This is a genomic window from Kitasatospora sp. NPDC001664 (genome assembly GCF_053596675.1).
The window spans coordinates 50,527-65,180 of the sequence record NZ_JBSFGS010000004.1 but is presented as its reverse complement, the minus strand read 5'-3'; the positions used below and the strand labels follow the sequence as shown (position 1 = coordinate 65,180).

Annotated in this window: 17 protein-coding genes and 1 pseudogene; 10 read left to right on the top strand and 8 right to left on the bottom strand. The window is 75.3% G+C overall.

The features are described 5' to 3' along the window. Window positions 1-17: 17 nt before the first annotated feature. Both ACWCYY_RS07340 and ACWCYY_RS07335 read left to right on the top strand, forming a co-directional pair. Complete coding sequence (locus ACWCYY_RS07340; protein ID WP_345284942.1) at window positions 18-1,025, top strand: AAA family ATPase; 1,008 nt, start codon at window positions 18-20, stop codon at window positions 1,023-1,025. A gap of 172 nt (window positions 1,026-1,197) precedes the next feature. Beyond that, complete coding sequence (locus tag ACWCYY_RS07335; protein WP_449795401.1) at window positions 1,198-3,657, top strand: SAV_2336 N-terminal domain-related protein; 2,460 nt, start codon at window positions 1,198-1,200, stop codon at window positions 3,655-3,657. Window positions 3,658-3,800: 143 nt separating this feature from the next. Here the strand turns inward: ACWCYY_RS07335 and kynU are convergent, their stop codons facing one another. Together kynU and ACWCYY_RS07325 are read right to left on the bottom strand one after the other, a co-directional pair. Beyond that, entirely contained in the window at window positions 3,801-5,051 is a 1,251-nt protein-coding gene (gene kynU / locus ACWCYY_RS07330) for a kynureninase (protein WP_449795400.1), read from the bottom strand. Further along, the gene (locus tag ACWCYY_RS07325; protein WP_345284947.1) at window positions 5,048-5,881 is read right to left on the bottom strand and encodes a tryptophan 2,3-dioxygenase; all 834 of its coding nucleotides are present in this window, start codon (window positions 5,879-5,881) and stop codon (window positions 5,048-5,050) included. Before ACWCYY_RS07325 ends, kynU begins: the two co-directional genes overlap by 4 nt. A 179-nt stretch (window positions 5,882-6,060) precedes the next feature. Between ACWCYY_RS07325 and ACWCYY_RS07320 the strand changes: the two genes are divergently transcribed. Continuing rightward, window positions 6,061-6,486: an Lrp/AsnC family transcriptional regulator gene (locus ACWCYY_RS07320; RefSeq protein ID WP_345285028.1), complete on the top strand. Its 426-nt coding sequence runs from the start codon at window positions 6,061-6,063 to the stop codon at window positions 6,484-6,486. 43 nt (window positions 6,487-6,529) lie between these two features. On the opposite strand, the gene ACWCYY_RS07315 is transcribed toward ACWCYY_RS07320, so the two are convergent. Further along, entirely contained in the window at window positions 6,530-7,147 is a 618-nt protein-coding gene (locus ACWCYY_RS07315; RefSeq protein WP_345284949.1) for a MarC family protein, read from the bottom strand. 71 nt (window positions 7,148-7,218) lie between these two features. Here ACWCYY_RS07315 and ACWCYY_RS07310 point away from each other — a divergent pair, with 71 nt between their 5' ends. The 4 genes and pseudogenes from ACWCYY_RS07310 to ACWCYY_RS07295 all read left to right on the top strand — a co-directional run bounded on the left by ACWCYY_RS07310 (window position 7,219) and on the right by ACWCYY_RS07295 (window position 9,249). Continuing rightward, a complete protein-coding gene (locus ACWCYY_RS07310; protein WP_345284951.1) occupies window positions 7,219-7,554 on the top strand; it encodes a metalloregulator ArsR/SmtB family transcription factor in 336 nt (111 codons plus the stop codon). Then, window positions 7,551-8,276, top strand: coding sequence for a DUF2071 domain-containing protein (locus tag ACWCYY_RS07305; protein WP_345284952.1), 726 nt, complete (start codon window positions 7,551-7,553; stop codon window positions 8,274-8,276). The genes ACWCYY_RS07310 and ACWCYY_RS07305 overlap by 4 nt, the downstream gene beginning before the upstream one ends. 33 nt (window positions 8,277-8,309) lie before the next feature. Next, a pseudogene (locus tag ACWCYY_RS07300) lies at window positions 8,310-8,465 on the top strand (FAD-dependent monooxygenase); the annotation flags it as partial. Window positions 8,466-8,646: 181 nt separating this feature from the next. Beyond that, entirely contained in the window at window positions 8,647-9,249 is a 603-nt protein-coding gene (locus tag ACWCYY_RS07295) for a DUF6939 family protein (RefSeq protein ID WP_449795399.1), read from the top strand. On the opposite strand, the gene ACWCYY_RS07290 is transcribed toward ACWCYY_RS07295, so the two are convergent. Continuing rightward, a complete protein-coding gene (locus tag ACWCYY_RS07290) occupies window positions 9,236-9,535 on the bottom strand; it encodes a barstar family protein (protein WP_345284955.1) in 300 nt (99 codons plus the stop codon). The two genes, ACWCYY_RS07295 and ACWCYY_RS07290, sit on opposite strands and share 14 nt — an antisense overlap. 107 nt (window positions 9,536-9,642) lie before the next feature. On the opposite strand from ACWCYY_RS07290, the gene ACWCYY_RS07285 reads away from it, so the two are divergent. Beyond that, window positions 9,643-10,197 (top strand): DoxX family protein, encoded by a 555-nt coding sequence (locus ACWCYY_RS07285; RefSeq protein WP_345284956.1) that lies wholly within the window; start codon window positions 9,643-9,645, stop codon window positions 10,195-10,197. A 252-nt stretch (window positions 10,198-10,449) separates the two neighbouring features. Here the strand turns inward: ACWCYY_RS07285 and ACWCYY_RS07280 are convergent, their stop codons facing one another. Continuing rightward, entirely contained in the window at window positions 10,450-11,430 is a 981-nt protein-coding gene (locus tag ACWCYY_RS07280; protein WP_449795398.1) for a helix-turn-helix transcriptional regulator, read from the bottom strand. A 140-nt stretch (window positions 11,431-11,570) separates the two neighbouring features. Here ACWCYY_RS07280 and ACWCYY_RS07275 point away from each other — a divergent pair, with 140 nt between their 5' ends. Further along, window positions 11,571-11,990, top strand: coding sequence for a RidA family protein (locus ACWCYY_RS07275; protein WP_345284960.1), 420 nt, complete (start codon window positions 11,571-11,573; stop codon window positions 11,988-11,990). A gap of 27 nt (window positions 11,991-12,017) precedes the next feature. Here the strand turns inward: ACWCYY_RS07275 and ACWCYY_RS07270 are convergent, their stop codons facing one another. From ACWCYY_RS07270 to ACWCYY_RS07260, 3 genes are all read right to left on the bottom strand, one after another. After that, entirely contained in the window at window positions 12,018-12,707 is a 690-nt protein-coding gene (locus ACWCYY_RS07270) for an alpha/beta hydrolase (RefSeq protein WP_345284962.1), read from the bottom strand. Window positions 12,708-12,801: 94 nt separating this feature from the next. Beyond that, complete coding sequence (locus ACWCYY_RS07265; RefSeq protein ID WP_449795397.1) at window positions 12,802-13,680, bottom strand: M56 family metallopeptidase; 879 nt, start codon at window positions 13,678-13,680, stop codon at window positions 12,802-12,804. Next, complete coding sequence (locus tag ACWCYY_RS07260; RefSeq protein WP_449795543.1) at window positions 13,677-14,048, bottom strand: BlaI/MecI/CopY family transcriptional regulator; 372 nt, start codon at window positions 14,046-14,048, stop codon at window positions 13,677-13,679. The genes ACWCYY_RS07265 and ACWCYY_RS07260 overlap by 4 nt, the downstream gene beginning before the upstream one ends. Window positions 14,049-14,154: 106 nt before the next feature. Here ACWCYY_RS07260 and ACWCYY_RS07255 point away from each other — a divergent pair, with 106 nt between their 5' ends. Beyond that, window positions 14,155-14,652, top strand: coding sequence for a hypothetical protein (locus ACWCYY_RS07255; protein WP_345284966.1), 498 nt, complete (start codon window positions 14,155-14,157; stop codon window positions 14,650-14,652). Window positions 14,653-14,654 lie beyond the last annotated feature (2 nt).

Below are 14,654 nucleotides of genomic sequence, written 5' to 3'. Positions count from 1 at the left end.
AGCCGCAGGAGAGTCCCATGCCGTTGCAGCGGATCTACCGGGGTGCCGAGCAGCCCCACGACGGCCTCGCCGCCCTGCCCGCCCCGCCGCCCTGGCGCGCCTTCGACGGCGGCCCGCCGCTGGACACCCCCGCCCCCGAGGCCGACCCCTCCGCCGCCTCGGCCGGTCACCGGGCCTCCACCTTCCGGCCCACCCCGGAGACCGTCGAGCTGGTCAACGCCGCGCTCCACCTGCGGCGCCCGCTGCTGGTCACCGGCCCGCCCGGCAGCGGCAAGTCCAGCCTCCCGTACGCGGTGGCACGGGAGTTGGGCCTCGGACCGGTGCTGCGCTGGAACATCACCAGCCGGGCCACCCTGCGCGACGGCCTCTACCAGTACGACCCGCTCTCCCGCCTCTACGCCGCCAACCAGGCCGGCCCCGAGGCCACCGGCGCCGGGCTCGACGAACACCTGCGGCTCGGGCCGCTGGGCACCGCCCTGCTCCCGTACGCGCGGCCGCGGGCGCTGCTGATCGACGAGATCGACAAGGGTGACCTCGACCTGCCCAACGATCTGCTGCACGTCCTGGAGGACGGGCAGTACGAGATCGACGAACTGGTGCGGGCGGCTCCGCAGCAGCCCGTCGCGCAGGTGCTCACCGCCGACGGGCACGGGCGGGCGCCGGTGACCGGGGGGCGGGTGCGGTGCCGGGCCTTCCCGTTCACGGTGCTCACCAGCAACGCCGAGCGGGAGTTCCCGGCGGCCTTCCTGCGGCGCTGTGTCGTCCTGGAGCTCAAGCGGCCCGAGGGCAGCGAGCTGGCCGAGATCGTCCGCTCCCACCTGCCGGAGGCCGACCGTGCCGTGGTCGCCGAGATCCTCCAGGTCTTCCTGGACCGCCGCGGCGAAGGCGAACTGGCCACCGACCAGCTCCTCAACGCCATCTACCTCACCACCCGCCCCGAACTCACCGACCGGGCCGACCGTGCCGCCCTCGCCGCCCGCGTCATGGCCTACCTCAGCAGAGGCCGGGACGACGATGACCTCTGAACCCCCGGCCCCGGACCCCTCGGGCCCCCTGGTGCCACCTGAGCCGGAGCCGGGGTCGGCGCTGCCCGTGGGGGCTGACGGTCCGTCGTCGAGTCGGCCGCCCGCAGGGCGGTCGGCTCCGTTCCCTGCCCAGCCGCCCGCAGGGCAAGCCTCGTTGCTCGGAGGTGCGCAGGTGGACCGCCTGGCGGAGGTGCTCGGCGGGCTCGGGCGGCCCGGGGCGGACGCGGTGGAGCTGGCCGAGCTCCTCTGGCTGGCCGCCCGCTCGGCACCTGTCAGCGGGCGGACCGTCCTGCCGGGGAAGGCCGCCGATCCCGTGGTCGAGGAGGTGCCCGAGCGGCCGGAGACGGTCCGTCAGGAGGCCGGCCCCGCAGGTTCGCTGTTGGCGCTCCACCTGCCGGCCGCCGAGCCGTCCGGCGGGCTGCCCGGCGGCAGCACCGTCGCGGCGCCGAGCGCCCCGATGCTGGCCCGCCCGCTGGACCTCCAGCGCGCGCTGCGCCCGCTGAAGCGGCACGTCCCGGACCCGCACCGGACGGTGCTGGACGAGACCGCCACGGCCAACCGCCTGGCCGAGGCGCTCCGCGGCCCCGGGCCGGTGCACTGGCTCCCGGTGCTGCGCCCGGGCAGCGAACGCTGGCTGACGCTCCGTCTGGTGCTGGACACCGGTCCGACCATGGCGCTCTGGCGCCCGCTGGCCCGCGAACTGCGGGCCCTGCTGCGGCAGACCGGCGCCTTCCGCCAGGTCACCCGTGCCTGGCTGGCCCCCGACGGCACCCTGACCGGGGGGCAGCCGGGCCCGCGGACCGCCACCCTGGTCCTCAGCGACGCGATGGGCCCGCAGTGGCGCCCCGGCCGGCCGGGGGAGCGGTGGCACCGGACGCTCGCCGGCCTGGCCCGCCTCGGCCCGGTCGCCCTGGTCCAGCCGCTCCCGGAGCGCCTCTGGCCGCTCACCGCGCTCCCGGCCGCCGCCGGCCTGCTCACCGCCCCGGAGGCCGGCGCGGCCAACCCGGCGTACGGCTTCACCCCGCTGGAGCCCCCGGACCTCCCCGACTGCCGGCCGCAGCGGCAGGGGGAGCCGGGTCTGGTCCTCCCGGTGCTGGAGGCGGACCCGGCCTGGCTGGCCAACTGGGCGCAGCTGGTGGGAAGCCCGGGCGGTTCGGAGGTGGTCGGCGCGGCGGTCCGCCTGGGCGCCGCCCCGGCCCCCGTCCGTCACGGCGGCCCGGCCCCGGGGGAGTTGACGCCCACCGAGGCGGTGCGCCGCTTCCGGGCCACCGCCTCCCGCGAGGCGTACACCCTGGCGGGGCTGGCCGCGCTGACCACCCCGGCGCTGCCGGTGCTGCGGCTGCTGCAGCACGCCGCGATCCCGCGCCCCCGGCCGCAGCAGCTGGCCGAACTGGTGGTGAGCGGCCTGCTGGTGGCGCGGCCCGGCCACCCGGAGCGCTTCGACTTCCGGCCGGGGGTGCGGGAGTTGCTGGTGCACACGCTGCCGCGCTCGGTCACCCACCAGGCGGTCGGCCTGCTGGTGCGCGTGGGGGAGGAGGTGGCGGCCCGGGCCGGGCGGGTGCCGGACGAGATCGCGGCCATCGCGGCCACCGACACCGAGGGGGCCCCGCTGACCGCCGAGCGGCGCCCGTTCGCCCTGGTCAGCCCGGCGGCGCTGGGCATCGTCGGGGTCGAGGTGCCGCGCGAGGCGGCCCGGATCGACCCGGCCCGGTCCTGGGCGGTGCTGTACTCCGAAGAGGCGGAGGAGATCGACCAGTTGGCGGCCCACCTGACCGACCGCGAGCTGGTCGGCCTGCCGCGCGGCCAGGTCTGGGCGGGCAGCGACCCGGAAGGCCTCCGGGCCGCGCTGCGGACGGCCGCCCGCAGCGCGGAGGACACCCTGCTGGTGCTGCTGGCCGCCGCACCCGGGTTCGACCCCGGCGCCGAACTGGCCGCTCGGGCCCTGGTGAAGAGCCCGGCCCGGACCTTGGTCCTGGCCGAGCGGGACGCCGGGGTCTCGGCCCAGGTCTGGTTCGACCGGCCCCGGGGGGCCCGCTCGCTGGCCTCGCTCTGCAACGAGGTGTTCCGCTTCGGCTGGCCCGGCGGCCCGCCCGAGCTGACCCTCGGCGAGCTGCTCGCCGAGGCGGCGGCCCGGGCCGACGAGGGCACCGAACTCCTCGGGAGTCAGCAGGAGTTGGTCTTCATGCGGAACCCGGCGGCCGGGCGCCGCCACTTCTACCTGGCCCGCGACACCGACCCCGACCCGCGGGCCGACCGCTTCTTCGAGGACCTCTGCGAGGAGGTCTGGCAGCTCTCCGACCTGGCCGGTGTGGCCGGCCAGCCGGACGCCGTGCGGCACTGTGAGGTGTTCGTCCCGCTCTACGGGCACGGCTGCTTCCGCGGGCTCCGGGCCACCCGCGAATGGTCCGCCTTCGGCGGCCACCGCCGCGCCACCGTCCCGGTCTTCTGGGACCCGCTGGACCACCGCGAACTCCCGCCCCTGGCCGGCCAGTTCGACTACCGCGACCGCGCTTTCGGAGCCCGCTACGCGGACCAGGGCCTCCGCGCGCTCGACCGCACCTCCTACGAACTGGCCGTCCACCGCATCGCCGAGAGGATCGTCTACCTCGCCGACCGGCCGTCCCGCGGCTAGTGGTCACGCCGCTGGGGGTGTGAGGAACTGCGCGCGGGGGAACGGCAGCACCTGCAACTGGCTGACGGCGGTTCAGTTGCAGGTGGGCCGCCTTCCGATTCGCGCAGTTCCTCGCGCCCCTACGGGGCCCACCTGTGGTCGTGTCAGGTGACCGCGCCGCGGCGGGAGAAGCGCTCCTCGCGCCACTCGCCGCCCTCCAGGACCTCGGTCAGGTGCCGCGCCGCGTCCCACACCTCGGTGTACGACAGGTACAGCGGCGTGAAGCCGAACCGCATCAGGTCCGGCGCCCGGAAGTCACCGATCACCCCGCGCTCGATCAGCGCCTGCACCACCGGGTACCCGTCCGGGTGCCGCAGCGCGACCTGGCTGCCGCGCCGGGCGTGCTCCCGCGGCGTCACCACCTCGACGCCGTACGCCGCCAGCGGCTCCACCAGTTCGATGAACAGGTCCGTCAGCGCCAGGCTCTTCGCCCGCACCGCCGCCAGGTCGGCCTTCTCCCAGACGTCCAGCGAGGCGCCCAGCGCGGCCTGCCCGAGCAGCGAGGGGGAGCTGGTCAGGAAGCGGCCGATGCCCGCCACCGGCTCGTACCCCGGGGTGAAGTCGAAGGGCTTGGCGTGGCCGAACCAGCCGCTCAGCGGCTGCTCCGCGACGCCCAGGTGACGCTCGGCCACGTACAGGAAGGCGGGCGAGCCGGGGCCGCCGTTGAGGTACTTGTAGGTGCAGCCGACCGCGAAGTCCACGCCGCAGGCGTCGAGTTCGACCGGCAGGGCGCCGACCGCGTGGCAGACGTCCCAGACCATCAGGGCACCGGCCGCCTGGACCCGGCGGGTGATCGAGGCGATGTCCAGCAGCTCGCCGGTGCGGTAGTCCACCAGGGAGAGCACCACCACGGCGGTGTCCTCGCCGAGCGCGGTCTCCAGCTGCTCGGCGGAGTCCAGCAGCACGGTGTGCGCTCCGCCGCCGGCCAGCGAGGTGACGCCCTCGGCGATGTAGAGGTCGGTCGGGAAGGCGGCCCGCTCGGCCAGCACGGTGGAGCGGCCCGGGCGCAGCCGCAGGGCGGCGGCCAGTACCTTGAAGAGGTTGACCGAGGTGGTGTCGCAGACCACGACCTGGCCCGGGGCGGCTCCGACCAGCGGCGCGACCCGGGCGCCCAGGCGGTGCGGCTGCTCGAACCAGCCGGCCTCGTTCCAGCTGCGGATCAGCCGCTCGCCCCACTCGACCTCGACCAGCTCGCGGACCCGGCCCGAGGTGCGGGCGGGCAGCACGCCGAGCGAGTTGCCGTCCAGGTAGACCACGCCCTCGGGGAGGACGAACTCGGAGCGGAAGGCGGCCAGCGGGTCGGCGGCGTCCAGCGCGGCGCACTGCTCACGGGTGGTCAGGCCGGTGGTGGTCACAGCTCGTTCCTCACGTTCCACAGCTCGGGGAAGACGTCCTGGTCGGCCGACTGCTTGAGCCAGCTCAGCCCGCTGGAGCCGCCGCTGCCTGGCTTGGCCCCCATCGAGCGCTTGACCGCCGAGTAGTGCCGCTGCCGCCAGCGGGTGACCCGCTCGGCGGTGTCCAGCAGCGCCTCGCCCAGCAGGGCCAGGTCGGCCAGCGCCGGGTCGGTGTAGACGCGGTGCCAGGCGGCGGTGACCTGCTCGCTCTCCCGGTGCCGCTCCGGGCCGGGCGCCACGTCGACGTCCAGCCCGCGCCGGGCCAGCAGGGCCAGCGCCTCGTCGTACAGGCCGGGCGCGTGCAGAGCGGCGGTCAGCTCGGCGTGCACCGAGGGCATGCCCTGGTACATCGTCAGCAGCCGGGAGCTCTTGTTGCCGATCATGAACTCCAGGCGGAGGAAGGCCGAGGACTGGAAGCCGCTGGCCTCGCCGAACACCGGGCGGAAGGCGGCGAACTCCATCGGCGTCATGGTGGCCAGCAGGTCCCAGGAGTTGGCCAGCACGTCCTGCACGTGGTGGCCGCGCTTGAGCGCCGCGTGAGCCGCCGTCAGGTCGTCCTCGCGCAGCGCGTGCCGCGCGGTGGTCCACTCGTGCCGCAGCAGGTCGAAGAGCAGCTCCATCACCTGGGTGGTGATGATGAACGACAGCTCGGCGTCCACCTTGCTGCGCGGCTGCTGGAGGCTGTGCAGCACGTCCAGCTTGGCGTACTGCGCGTACGGGGTGGTGGCCTCGGGCTCCTCGGCGTCGCCGAAGGCGAGTTTCGGGGTACTGACCTGGGGATCTGCCGCCATGGCTCCTCCTGCTGCTCCGTACTGCTGCTCCTGCCCGCCTGCGGACGGCCCCCATTGTGCGGTCGGCGCGGCACCGGATTGAATGGGCGACGGATGCCGGATCGGCCCCGCCGCCTTCCGGACGGAAGGTCTTGGGCGGCCCCGGCCTGCCGAACGCAAAGGAGCACCCCTTGGACGCCGTGGACCGCCTGCTGCTCGCCGAACTCCAGGCCGATGCCAGGCTCTCCTACAACGAGCTCTCCCGCAGGGTGAACCTCTCCTCACCGGCCGTCGCCGAACGGGTCCGCCGGCTGGAGGCCGACGGGGTGATCAGCGGCTACCACGCCCACGTCGACCTCGACCGGGCCGGGCTCAAGGTCACCGCGCTGGTGCAGATCCAGTGCTACGGCCCGCGCTGCGTGCTCCGCGATCCGGCGGTGGCCGAGTGGCCCGAGGTGCTCCAGCTGCACCGCGTCACCGGCGGGGCCTGCTGTGCGCTGCTGGTGGCGGTCGCCGGGATGGCCGAGTTCGAGCGGCTGATCGACCGGCTCGCCGGGTACGGCCAGCCGTCCAGCTCGATGGTGCTCTCCAGCCCGGTGCCCTGGCGCCCCGTCCAGCTGCCCTGACCGCGGTGGTGACCGCGGCCCCGGCCCCGCCCCTGACCGGCCGTCAGTACAGCTTCCGCAGGCTCTCCAGCCCGGTGACGAACAGCTCGACCCCGACCGCCGCCAGCAGCAGCCCGAGTAGCCGGGAGAGCACCTCCAGCGAGGTCCGGTGCGCCCGGCGCAGCGGTTTGGAGAGCACCAGCACGCAGAAGCAGTTGATCGCCACCACCGCCAGGTAGGCCCCGGCGATGGTGGAGTGCCAGCCCCAGCTGTCCTCCTCCAGCGAGCTGACCAGCACCGCCGTCATGCCCAGCGGACTGGCGATGTACGGCACCAGCAACTCCCGGATGCCCTCGGCGAGTTGGTTCTCCAGGTGCTCCCCGTCGTCCCCGCCGCCGAGGTGCACCCCGAGCACCAGGGCCACCGCGTAGATCGAGAAGATCAGCCCGCCGGCCAGCTGGATCGACCAGTCGTCCACGTGGAAGAAGTCGGTCAGGAAGTCGGCGGAGTAGGCCATCGCCGCCCCGACCACCGCCGCCAGCGCGGTGGCCACCAAGGTCAGCCGCACCAGCTCCCGGTGCGTCCGGCTGCGTGCCAGCTGCGCGAAGGTGAGCAGCACCTTGGGCGGCCCGACCACGGCGAAGAGGGCGACGAACGCACTGCTCAGGTTGAACGCGATCACCACCCCAGCATCGGCCAGTGCGGTCGCCCGCGCCTTGCCAGATATTTAGCTATGGTGCTAAATATCTAACCATGACAGAAGCCCAGGACGAGGCCGGAGCCTTCCGCGCCCTCGCCGACCCGACCAGGCGTCAGATCCTGGAGGACCTGCGCGGCGGAGAGCTGGCGGCCGGCGAGATCGCCGGCCGGTTCGCCATCAGCGGGCCGTCCATCTCGCGCCACCTCGGCATCCTCAAGGGCGCCGGGCTGGTCACCGAACGCCGGGACGGCAACCGGATCCTCTACTCCCTGGCCGAGGAGCGGCTGGCCACCTGCGTGGGCCGCTTCCTCAGCGCCGTCTGCCCCGAGCAGATCGTGCTCCGCCACACCAAGTGGCGGCCCGCCAACGCTCCTGAGGAGACGTCATGAGGGCACCCCGCCTCGCCAGCACCATCGAGCGCCGCCTGCTGGTCAACTACCGGGTCGACCCGGAGGCCGCCGCCGCGCTGCTGCCCGCCGCACTCCGCCCGCAGCTGGTGAACGGCCACGCCGTCGCCGGGATCTGCCTGCTCCGCCTGGGTGAGGTGCGACCGCTCGGCCTGCCCCGGGCGATCGGGCTGCGCAGCGAGAACGCCGCCCACCGCATCGCGGTCGAGTGGGACGGCCCGGACGGCGTACGGACCGGCGTCTACATCCCGCGCCGCGACACCGGCTCGGCGCTCAACGCCTGGGCCGGCGGCCGGATCTTCCCCGGCGAGCACGGCCGGGCCGACTTCCGGGTGCGCGAGACCGAGGACGAGATCCGGGTCGCCCTCGCCACCCGGGACGGCGAGCTCCGGGTGGACGTCACCGTCGAACCGGCCGAGGACCTGCACGGCAGCGCCCTCTTCGCCGACCTCGCCGAGGCCTCCCGCTTCTTCCGCCAGGGCGCCGAGGGCTGGTCGCCCGCCGGAGCCGGCGACCGCCTCGACGGCATGGAGCTGCGCACCGACCGCTGGCGGATCGAGGCCTGCACCGTCCGCTCCGCCGCCTCCAGCTACTTCGACGCCGCCGACCGCTTCCCGCCCGGCACCGCCGAGCTGGACTGCGCCCTGCTGATGCGTCAGGTCCCCGCCGACTGGCACCCGCTCCCCGCGATGGCCGCCGCCTGACCCCGGGGCCAGGATTGACCCCGGGGTCACGCGGCGGCCGAGCCGAGGCGGCACGGCGTGGAGTGCCGGCCGGTCGAGCGCCTGGTCGGGCGCCTGCCGTACGCCAAGGCGGTCGGCATCCAGCCCCGCACCCTGGAGCTCTGGGACCGGATGGGGCTCACCACGCCGCTCGCCGCCTACCCGCTGCGCCTGCTCGACGTCCTGCGCGGACGCCCCGGCCACGTCCTGATCCGCCCCGACGGCCACCTCGCCGCCCGCTTCCCCCTCGCGGACGAGCCCGCCGCGCTCGCCGCCCACCGGAAGGCCCTCGGGCTGTCAGTGGCGTGAAGCAGACTCGACGGCCCGTCACCGCACAGGCCGGAGCAGCCCGATGCCGATCCACGTCGCCAGCCGTCGCCGTACCGCCGCCTCCCTCGCGGCGGCCTTCCCCGGGGCGGAGGTGGTGGACGTGACCTCGCGGGCGGCCGAGCCGTGGGTGCGGCTGAGCCCCTTCTACCCGCACGGCGGGATCCCCGTGCCGTACTCCGAGGGCGTCACCGGCCAGTCGGTGGAGGGCATCTGGCAGGCCCTCAAGGTCTTCGGGACCGCCGACGTCGACCCGGCCAAGCTGGCCGTCACCGGCATGCGCGGCATCAAGCGCACCGTCCGCCGGCACGGCCCGGTGCTCGGCCACCGCACCGGCCTCACCGGTACGGAGCTGCTGCCGTACGAGGCCGCCCGGCGGCTGGTCTACCTGCCCTCGTACCGCTGGGTGCTGGAGCACCGGGTGGCCGACCTGGTCGAGCGGCTGCGCCGGGCGGACGGGGCGGGAGAGGTGGTGCTGCTCGACTACACCGTCAACGGCGACGTGGCCGACCCGCGCACCCCGCTCTCGCACGCCGCGCTGCTGCGGTCGTGGATCCAGGGGAGCTGGCCGGCCGAGACCGCGGCCGAGACCGCGGCCGGGACCGCGGCCGGGGCTACGCCAGCGTGACGGTGACGCCGCCGGCGCGCAGGACGTCGAGGACGGCGTCGAAGTAGGGCTCGCCGGAGTGCGGGAGGGGGCGGGTGAGGGCCTTGCGGGCGCGGGGGGCGTCGTGCCAGACGAGGGTGAAGGGGGCCTCGGGGCCGTAGCCGCCGCGCAGGCAGTCGGTGAGGGCGTCGAGGTTGCGGCCGTAGTAGCCGTCGGGGGCGTCCAGGGCGTCGGCGAGGGCGGTCCAGAAGGACGGTTCGTCGGTGATGGCGGCGCTGCTGAGGTGAAAGGTCGGGTTCGTCGGCATGACTGTCCTTCGCTCGGATGGCGTCCCCCGGGTGAGGGGGCGCCGGGCCCGGTGTGGGATGGCCTTGCTGTCCCGCTTTGCTGTTGAGCGAGAACTGAGGCCCCATCATGGCGTGTCTGAACCGTAAGGACCTAGGACTGCTGGCGCTGCGCGCGGCGGTCGGCGGTGTGCTCATCGCGCACGGCACCCAGAAGCTGTTCGGCTGGTTCGGCGGCGGTGGCCTGGAGGGCACCGCCAAGGCCATGGAGCACATGGGCTTCGAACCGGGTCACCAGAGCGCCCTGGCCTCCGGCCTCGGCGAGGCGGGCGGCGGCGCCCTGCTGGTGGCCGGCCTCGCCACCCCGGCGGCCGGCTCCATCGTGGCCGGCACCATGGCCGGCGCCATCTCCGTGCACGCCCCCAGCGGCTTCTTCGCGATGGGCGGCGGCTACGAGTACCCGGCCCTGCTCGGCGCCTGCGGTCTGGCCCTGGGCCTGTCCGGAGCCGGCTGCTACTCCCTCGACCACCTCACCCGGCACCGGTTCGACGGCGCGGGCCTGGGCCTGCTCGCCTTCGCCGCCTCCGCCGTCGGCGCGGCCGCGGTGGTCTCCCGCCGCCAGGACGTGGTCCGCCGCCGCGAGGCCCGCGCCGCCGACGACGAGGCCGGCGTCGGCCTGGCCTGACGCCTCCGCCGGTCCGGGCCGGATCCCCCGGCCGACGGCACCGCTCGGGACCACAGTCCACCGGGCCCGCCCGGCACCCTCCGGGGCGGGCCCACCGGACGGGGCGTCAGACGGCCGGGGCCTCCGCCCCGTTCGGCTGCCGTGCCCGGGCCCCGGGCCCCGGGCCCCGGGCCCCGGGCCCCGAACCCCGAGCCCCGAACCCCGAGCCCTGGTCGGACCGTCCGGTTCCGGCCGACGCCGTGCGGGGCTCCGTCAGGTCGTCCCGCCGTAGCGGGCGAGGAGTGCCGCGGCGCGGCCCCGCAGTGACTCGCGCAGCCACTGCGGGGCCAGCGCCTCCGCGTCCGGGCCGGCCTGCCAGAGGGCCCACTCGGCGTGGCGGGCGTCCTGGAAGGTCAGTTCCAGCCGCAGCCGTCCGTCCGGCTCGGCCGTCTCCGCGAGCACGGCCAGTGCGGTGCCCACCAGTTCGGCCCGCCGCGCCGGGGCCAGCCGCAGCTCCGCGGTGACCTGTTCGCCGCCCGTCCGGAACCGGCTGCCGCGCTCCCGCCAGGCCCGTTCCAGGTCGACCTGCCTGTCGCGTTCGGCGGCCTCCGCCAGACCCTCGGCGGCCAGCGTCCGGGCGAGCCGGTAGGTGCGTTCCTCGCCGGAGCCGGCCCGGGTGGCCAGCAGGTAGCCCTGGCCGCGGACCGACACCAGGCCGATCGGGTCCACCGTCCGCCACCGGGCCTCCTGGTCCGGGGCCGCGTACCGGATGCGCAGCCGCCGCCCGGCGAAGACCGCGCGCAGCACCTCGGCGACCACCGCGTCGGGCGCCTCCTCGGTGACCAGCCGGCGCTCCAACAGGTCGGTCTCCGGGTCGACCAGCAGGCGCTGCGCGACGCCGGCCGCCGTGTCCCGCTGGCCCGCGGGGAGGGCGTCGACCACCTTGAGCATCGCCGAGGCGAGCGCCGCGCCGAGGCCGAACGCCTGCGCCCCGCGCCGCGATCCGGCCACCAGCAGGGCGAGGGCCTCGTCGTGGTTCAACCCGGTGAGTTCGGTCCGGAAGCCGGGCAGCAGCGCGAAGCCGCCGTGCCGGCCGCGCTCGGCGTAGACCGGGACGCCCGAGGCGGAGAGCGCCTCGACGTCGCGCAGCACCGTGCGGGTGGAGACCTCCAACTCCCGTGCCAGGGCGGTCGCGGAGAGGCGGCCGTGCTGCCGCAGCAGCAGTACCAGGGAGACCAGCCGATCGGCGCGCATCCGCCGAACCTACCGGGGACCCGCCGGAAGGTCAGTCCGGAATCCCGTCGGGGATACCCGACAGAGGGTGTCGTGATTGCTTGCGAGGCTCGTTCCCGGCACCGCGCGGAGCCACCACTCCCAGGAAGAGGCGAACCCGCATGGCACAGCTCACCTTCGTCAACCCGGCCGGCCTGCACGACCCGGTCCCGTTCGGCTACAGCCACACCGCCGCCGTCCCGGCCGGTGCGGAACTGGTCCTGGTCGCGGGGCAGTACGGCTCCGGACCGGACGGTGCCGTGGTCCCCGGCGGCTTCGAGGAGCAGGTGCGGCAGGCCTTCCGCAACCTGGCCACCGCCCTCGCCGCCCACGGGCTCGGCCTCGGTGACGTGGTCCGGATCCGGACCTACGTGGTCGACCACGACTTCGCCCGGCTCGGGGCGGTCTCCGGTGCGGTGAAGGAGGGGTGGGGCGACCGCCCGCCGGTGCAGACGCTGGTCGGCGTCGCGGCCCTGGCCGCGCCCGACGTCCTGTTCGAGGTCGAGGCGGAGGCGGTCCGGGCACCGGCCGGGAGCCGGTAGCGGCGGGCGGTCGTTCCGGAGGGCCGGTCAGAAGGAGGACGCGGCCTCGTCGATCAGGGCCGCGACCGACACCGGGTCGGAGGCCAGGGAGGCGTGGCTGGTGGGGAGTTCGATGGTCTTGCGGGGGTCGATCCGGGCGGCCATCCGGCGCTGGTTGTCCGGGTGGATCATGTGGTCCTGGGCGGACACCTGGTACCAGCTCGGCTTGGTGCGCCAGGCGGGGGCGGTGATCGCGTCGCCGAAGGTGGAGGCCAGCGGGGCCTTCTGGGTCACCGCCATCACCAGGCCCTCGGCCTCGGTGAGGTCCTGGGCGAAGGACTCGTGGAACTTGTCGGCCTTCACCCAGAGGTAGCCGTCGCCGTCCGGCTCCAGGTTGGCGGCCGCGGCCGGGGGGTGCTCCTGGGTGAGGCCGCCCGGGCTCTCCCCGGCGTCCGGCGCGAAGGCGGCGATGTAGACCAGGCCGACCACGTTCGGCAGGTCGCCCGCCTCGGTGATCACCGCGCCGCCGTACGAGTGGCCCACCAGCAGGACGGGACCGCCCACCTGACGGACCATCTTCCGGGTGCGCTCCGCGTCGTCGGCCAGCGAGGTCAGCGGGTTCTCCACCGCCCGGATGCCGGTGTGGCCGAGGCGGTCCAGCTCGACGATGGTCTTGGCCCAGTGGGCGGCCCCGCCCCAGAAGCCGTGGACCAGCACGATGGTGGGTCGAACGCTCATGAACTGCCCTTCCGTGTACGGACGTCGGGCGGAGGCTATCGACCGCCCGGGTGCCGGGCCGGGAGGCGGGGACGGAGCGTCACCCGGGTGGCGGTCAGGCCAGGTGGGGCAGGCAGACCAGCAGCAGGGGGAGCAGCAGCAGCGCGGCCGGGGCGGCGGCGGTCAGGGCCAGCGCGGGGCCGGAGGCGTGGCGGCGGGTCGCCAGCCGCTCGATCCGGGCCAGCGCCTGGTGCCCGGCGGTGAGGGCCGTGGCGGGAGCGCCCGCCCCGGCCACCACGCCCATCGCGGTGGCCAGCGCCCTCGTCGAGTGGCGGCGCAGCGCCCGGTCGTCGGCGGCCATCTCCAGCAGGGTGCGCACCTCGGCGTGGACCAGCCGGCCCAGCGGCAGCCGGCCGAAGGTGCCGGCCAGTGCCTGCGCCGCGCAGACCGCCAGGTGGTGACGGCCGGTCAGGTGGGCGCGCTCGTGGGCCAGCGCGGCGGCCAGCTGTTCGGGGCTGAGCGCCGCCAGGGCGCCCCGGCTGACCACGATCCGCGAGCGGCGGCCGGGCAGGCAGTAGACGGCGGGCGTCGGGTGGTCCAGCAGCAGCGCCCCGCCCGGCACCCGGCCGCGGTGGGCCGCCAGGTCCAGCAGCTCGCGGTGGCGGCGGCGCTCCCGGTGGGAGGTGTGCAGGGCGGCCAGCAGCAGTGCCAGCGGGCGGGCGGCGGTCAGCGCGGCCACCGCCAGGGCTGTGCCCGAGACCGCCTCGGGGGAGAACCCGCACAGGTGCAGCAGACCACCGTGGTGGTGCGGCGAAGGGTCCACCAGCTGACGGATCGCCATCGCGACCGAGAGCACCGCCGACAGCCCGAGGGTCTGCCAGGTCACCACCCCCAGCACCGGGCTGCGCCTGGTCCACCGCGCACCGGCCAGCAGCGGCGGCAGCACCGCGGTCACCAGTACCGCCCAGAGCGCCAGCAGCGCGGCGGCCGTCACTCCCGGCCCCCCGGCCCGTCCAGGGCGGCCAGCGCCGCCCGCAGCGCGGCCACCTCGTCCGGGCTGATCCGCTCCACGAAGCGCGCCAGCGCGGCCGGGGTGTCCGGGGTGGAGCCGAGCGCCTCCTGCATCAGCGAGGCGGTGTACGCCTCCCGGCTGCGGGCCGGTTCGTAGACCCAGGTGCGGCCCTGCTTGTGACGGTGCAGCAGCCCCTTGGTGTGCAGGATCCCGGCCACCGTCATCACGGTCGTGTACGCCACCGGCCGCGTCGCGTTGAGGTCGTCCACCACCTCGCGCACGGTCGCCGGCCGGCCCCACCGCCAGAGCCGGTCCATGATCTCGGCTTCCAGGTCCCCGAGGCTGCGCACCACCATGGCGCCCATCGTAGTCACCCGTCCGGACCGTCCTGCTGGCCGCCGGTGGCGGGGCGGCCAAGGGTGAGGGCAGGTTCCGTTGACTGCTCTGGAGGCCGTCGTGGGTCGTCGTGTCGTGCTGGGTGTGGTGCTCGCGGGTGGGCTGCTGCTGACGGGGTGTTCGTCGGACGGTGACAAGTCGCCCTCGGCGGCGGTGCAGTCGGGGGCCTCGGCGCTGGCCTCGGCGGCGAACAGTGCCGCGAGCGGCTTCGCCTCCTCGGCCTCCTCCGCGGTGGCCTCGGCCCAGGCGGCCGCCTCCTCGGCGCTGGCCAGCGTCAAGGGCGGACTGGACGCCAAGGACGACGTCAAGCTCGGCGACGTCACCACCGACCCCGACGGCAAGTCCAGCGTCCCGGTCACCGTCACCAACTCCGGCTCCCAGCCCTACAAGTACACCCTCACCGTCAACTTCCAGGACTCGTCCGGAAACCTCCTCGACGCGGCCGTCCTCACCGTCCCCGAAACCGCCGCCGGCGCCACCACCCAGGCCACCGCCAAGTCCAACCGCGCCCTCTCCGGCACCGTCACCGCGAAGCTGGGCAGCGCCCTCCGCTACTGACC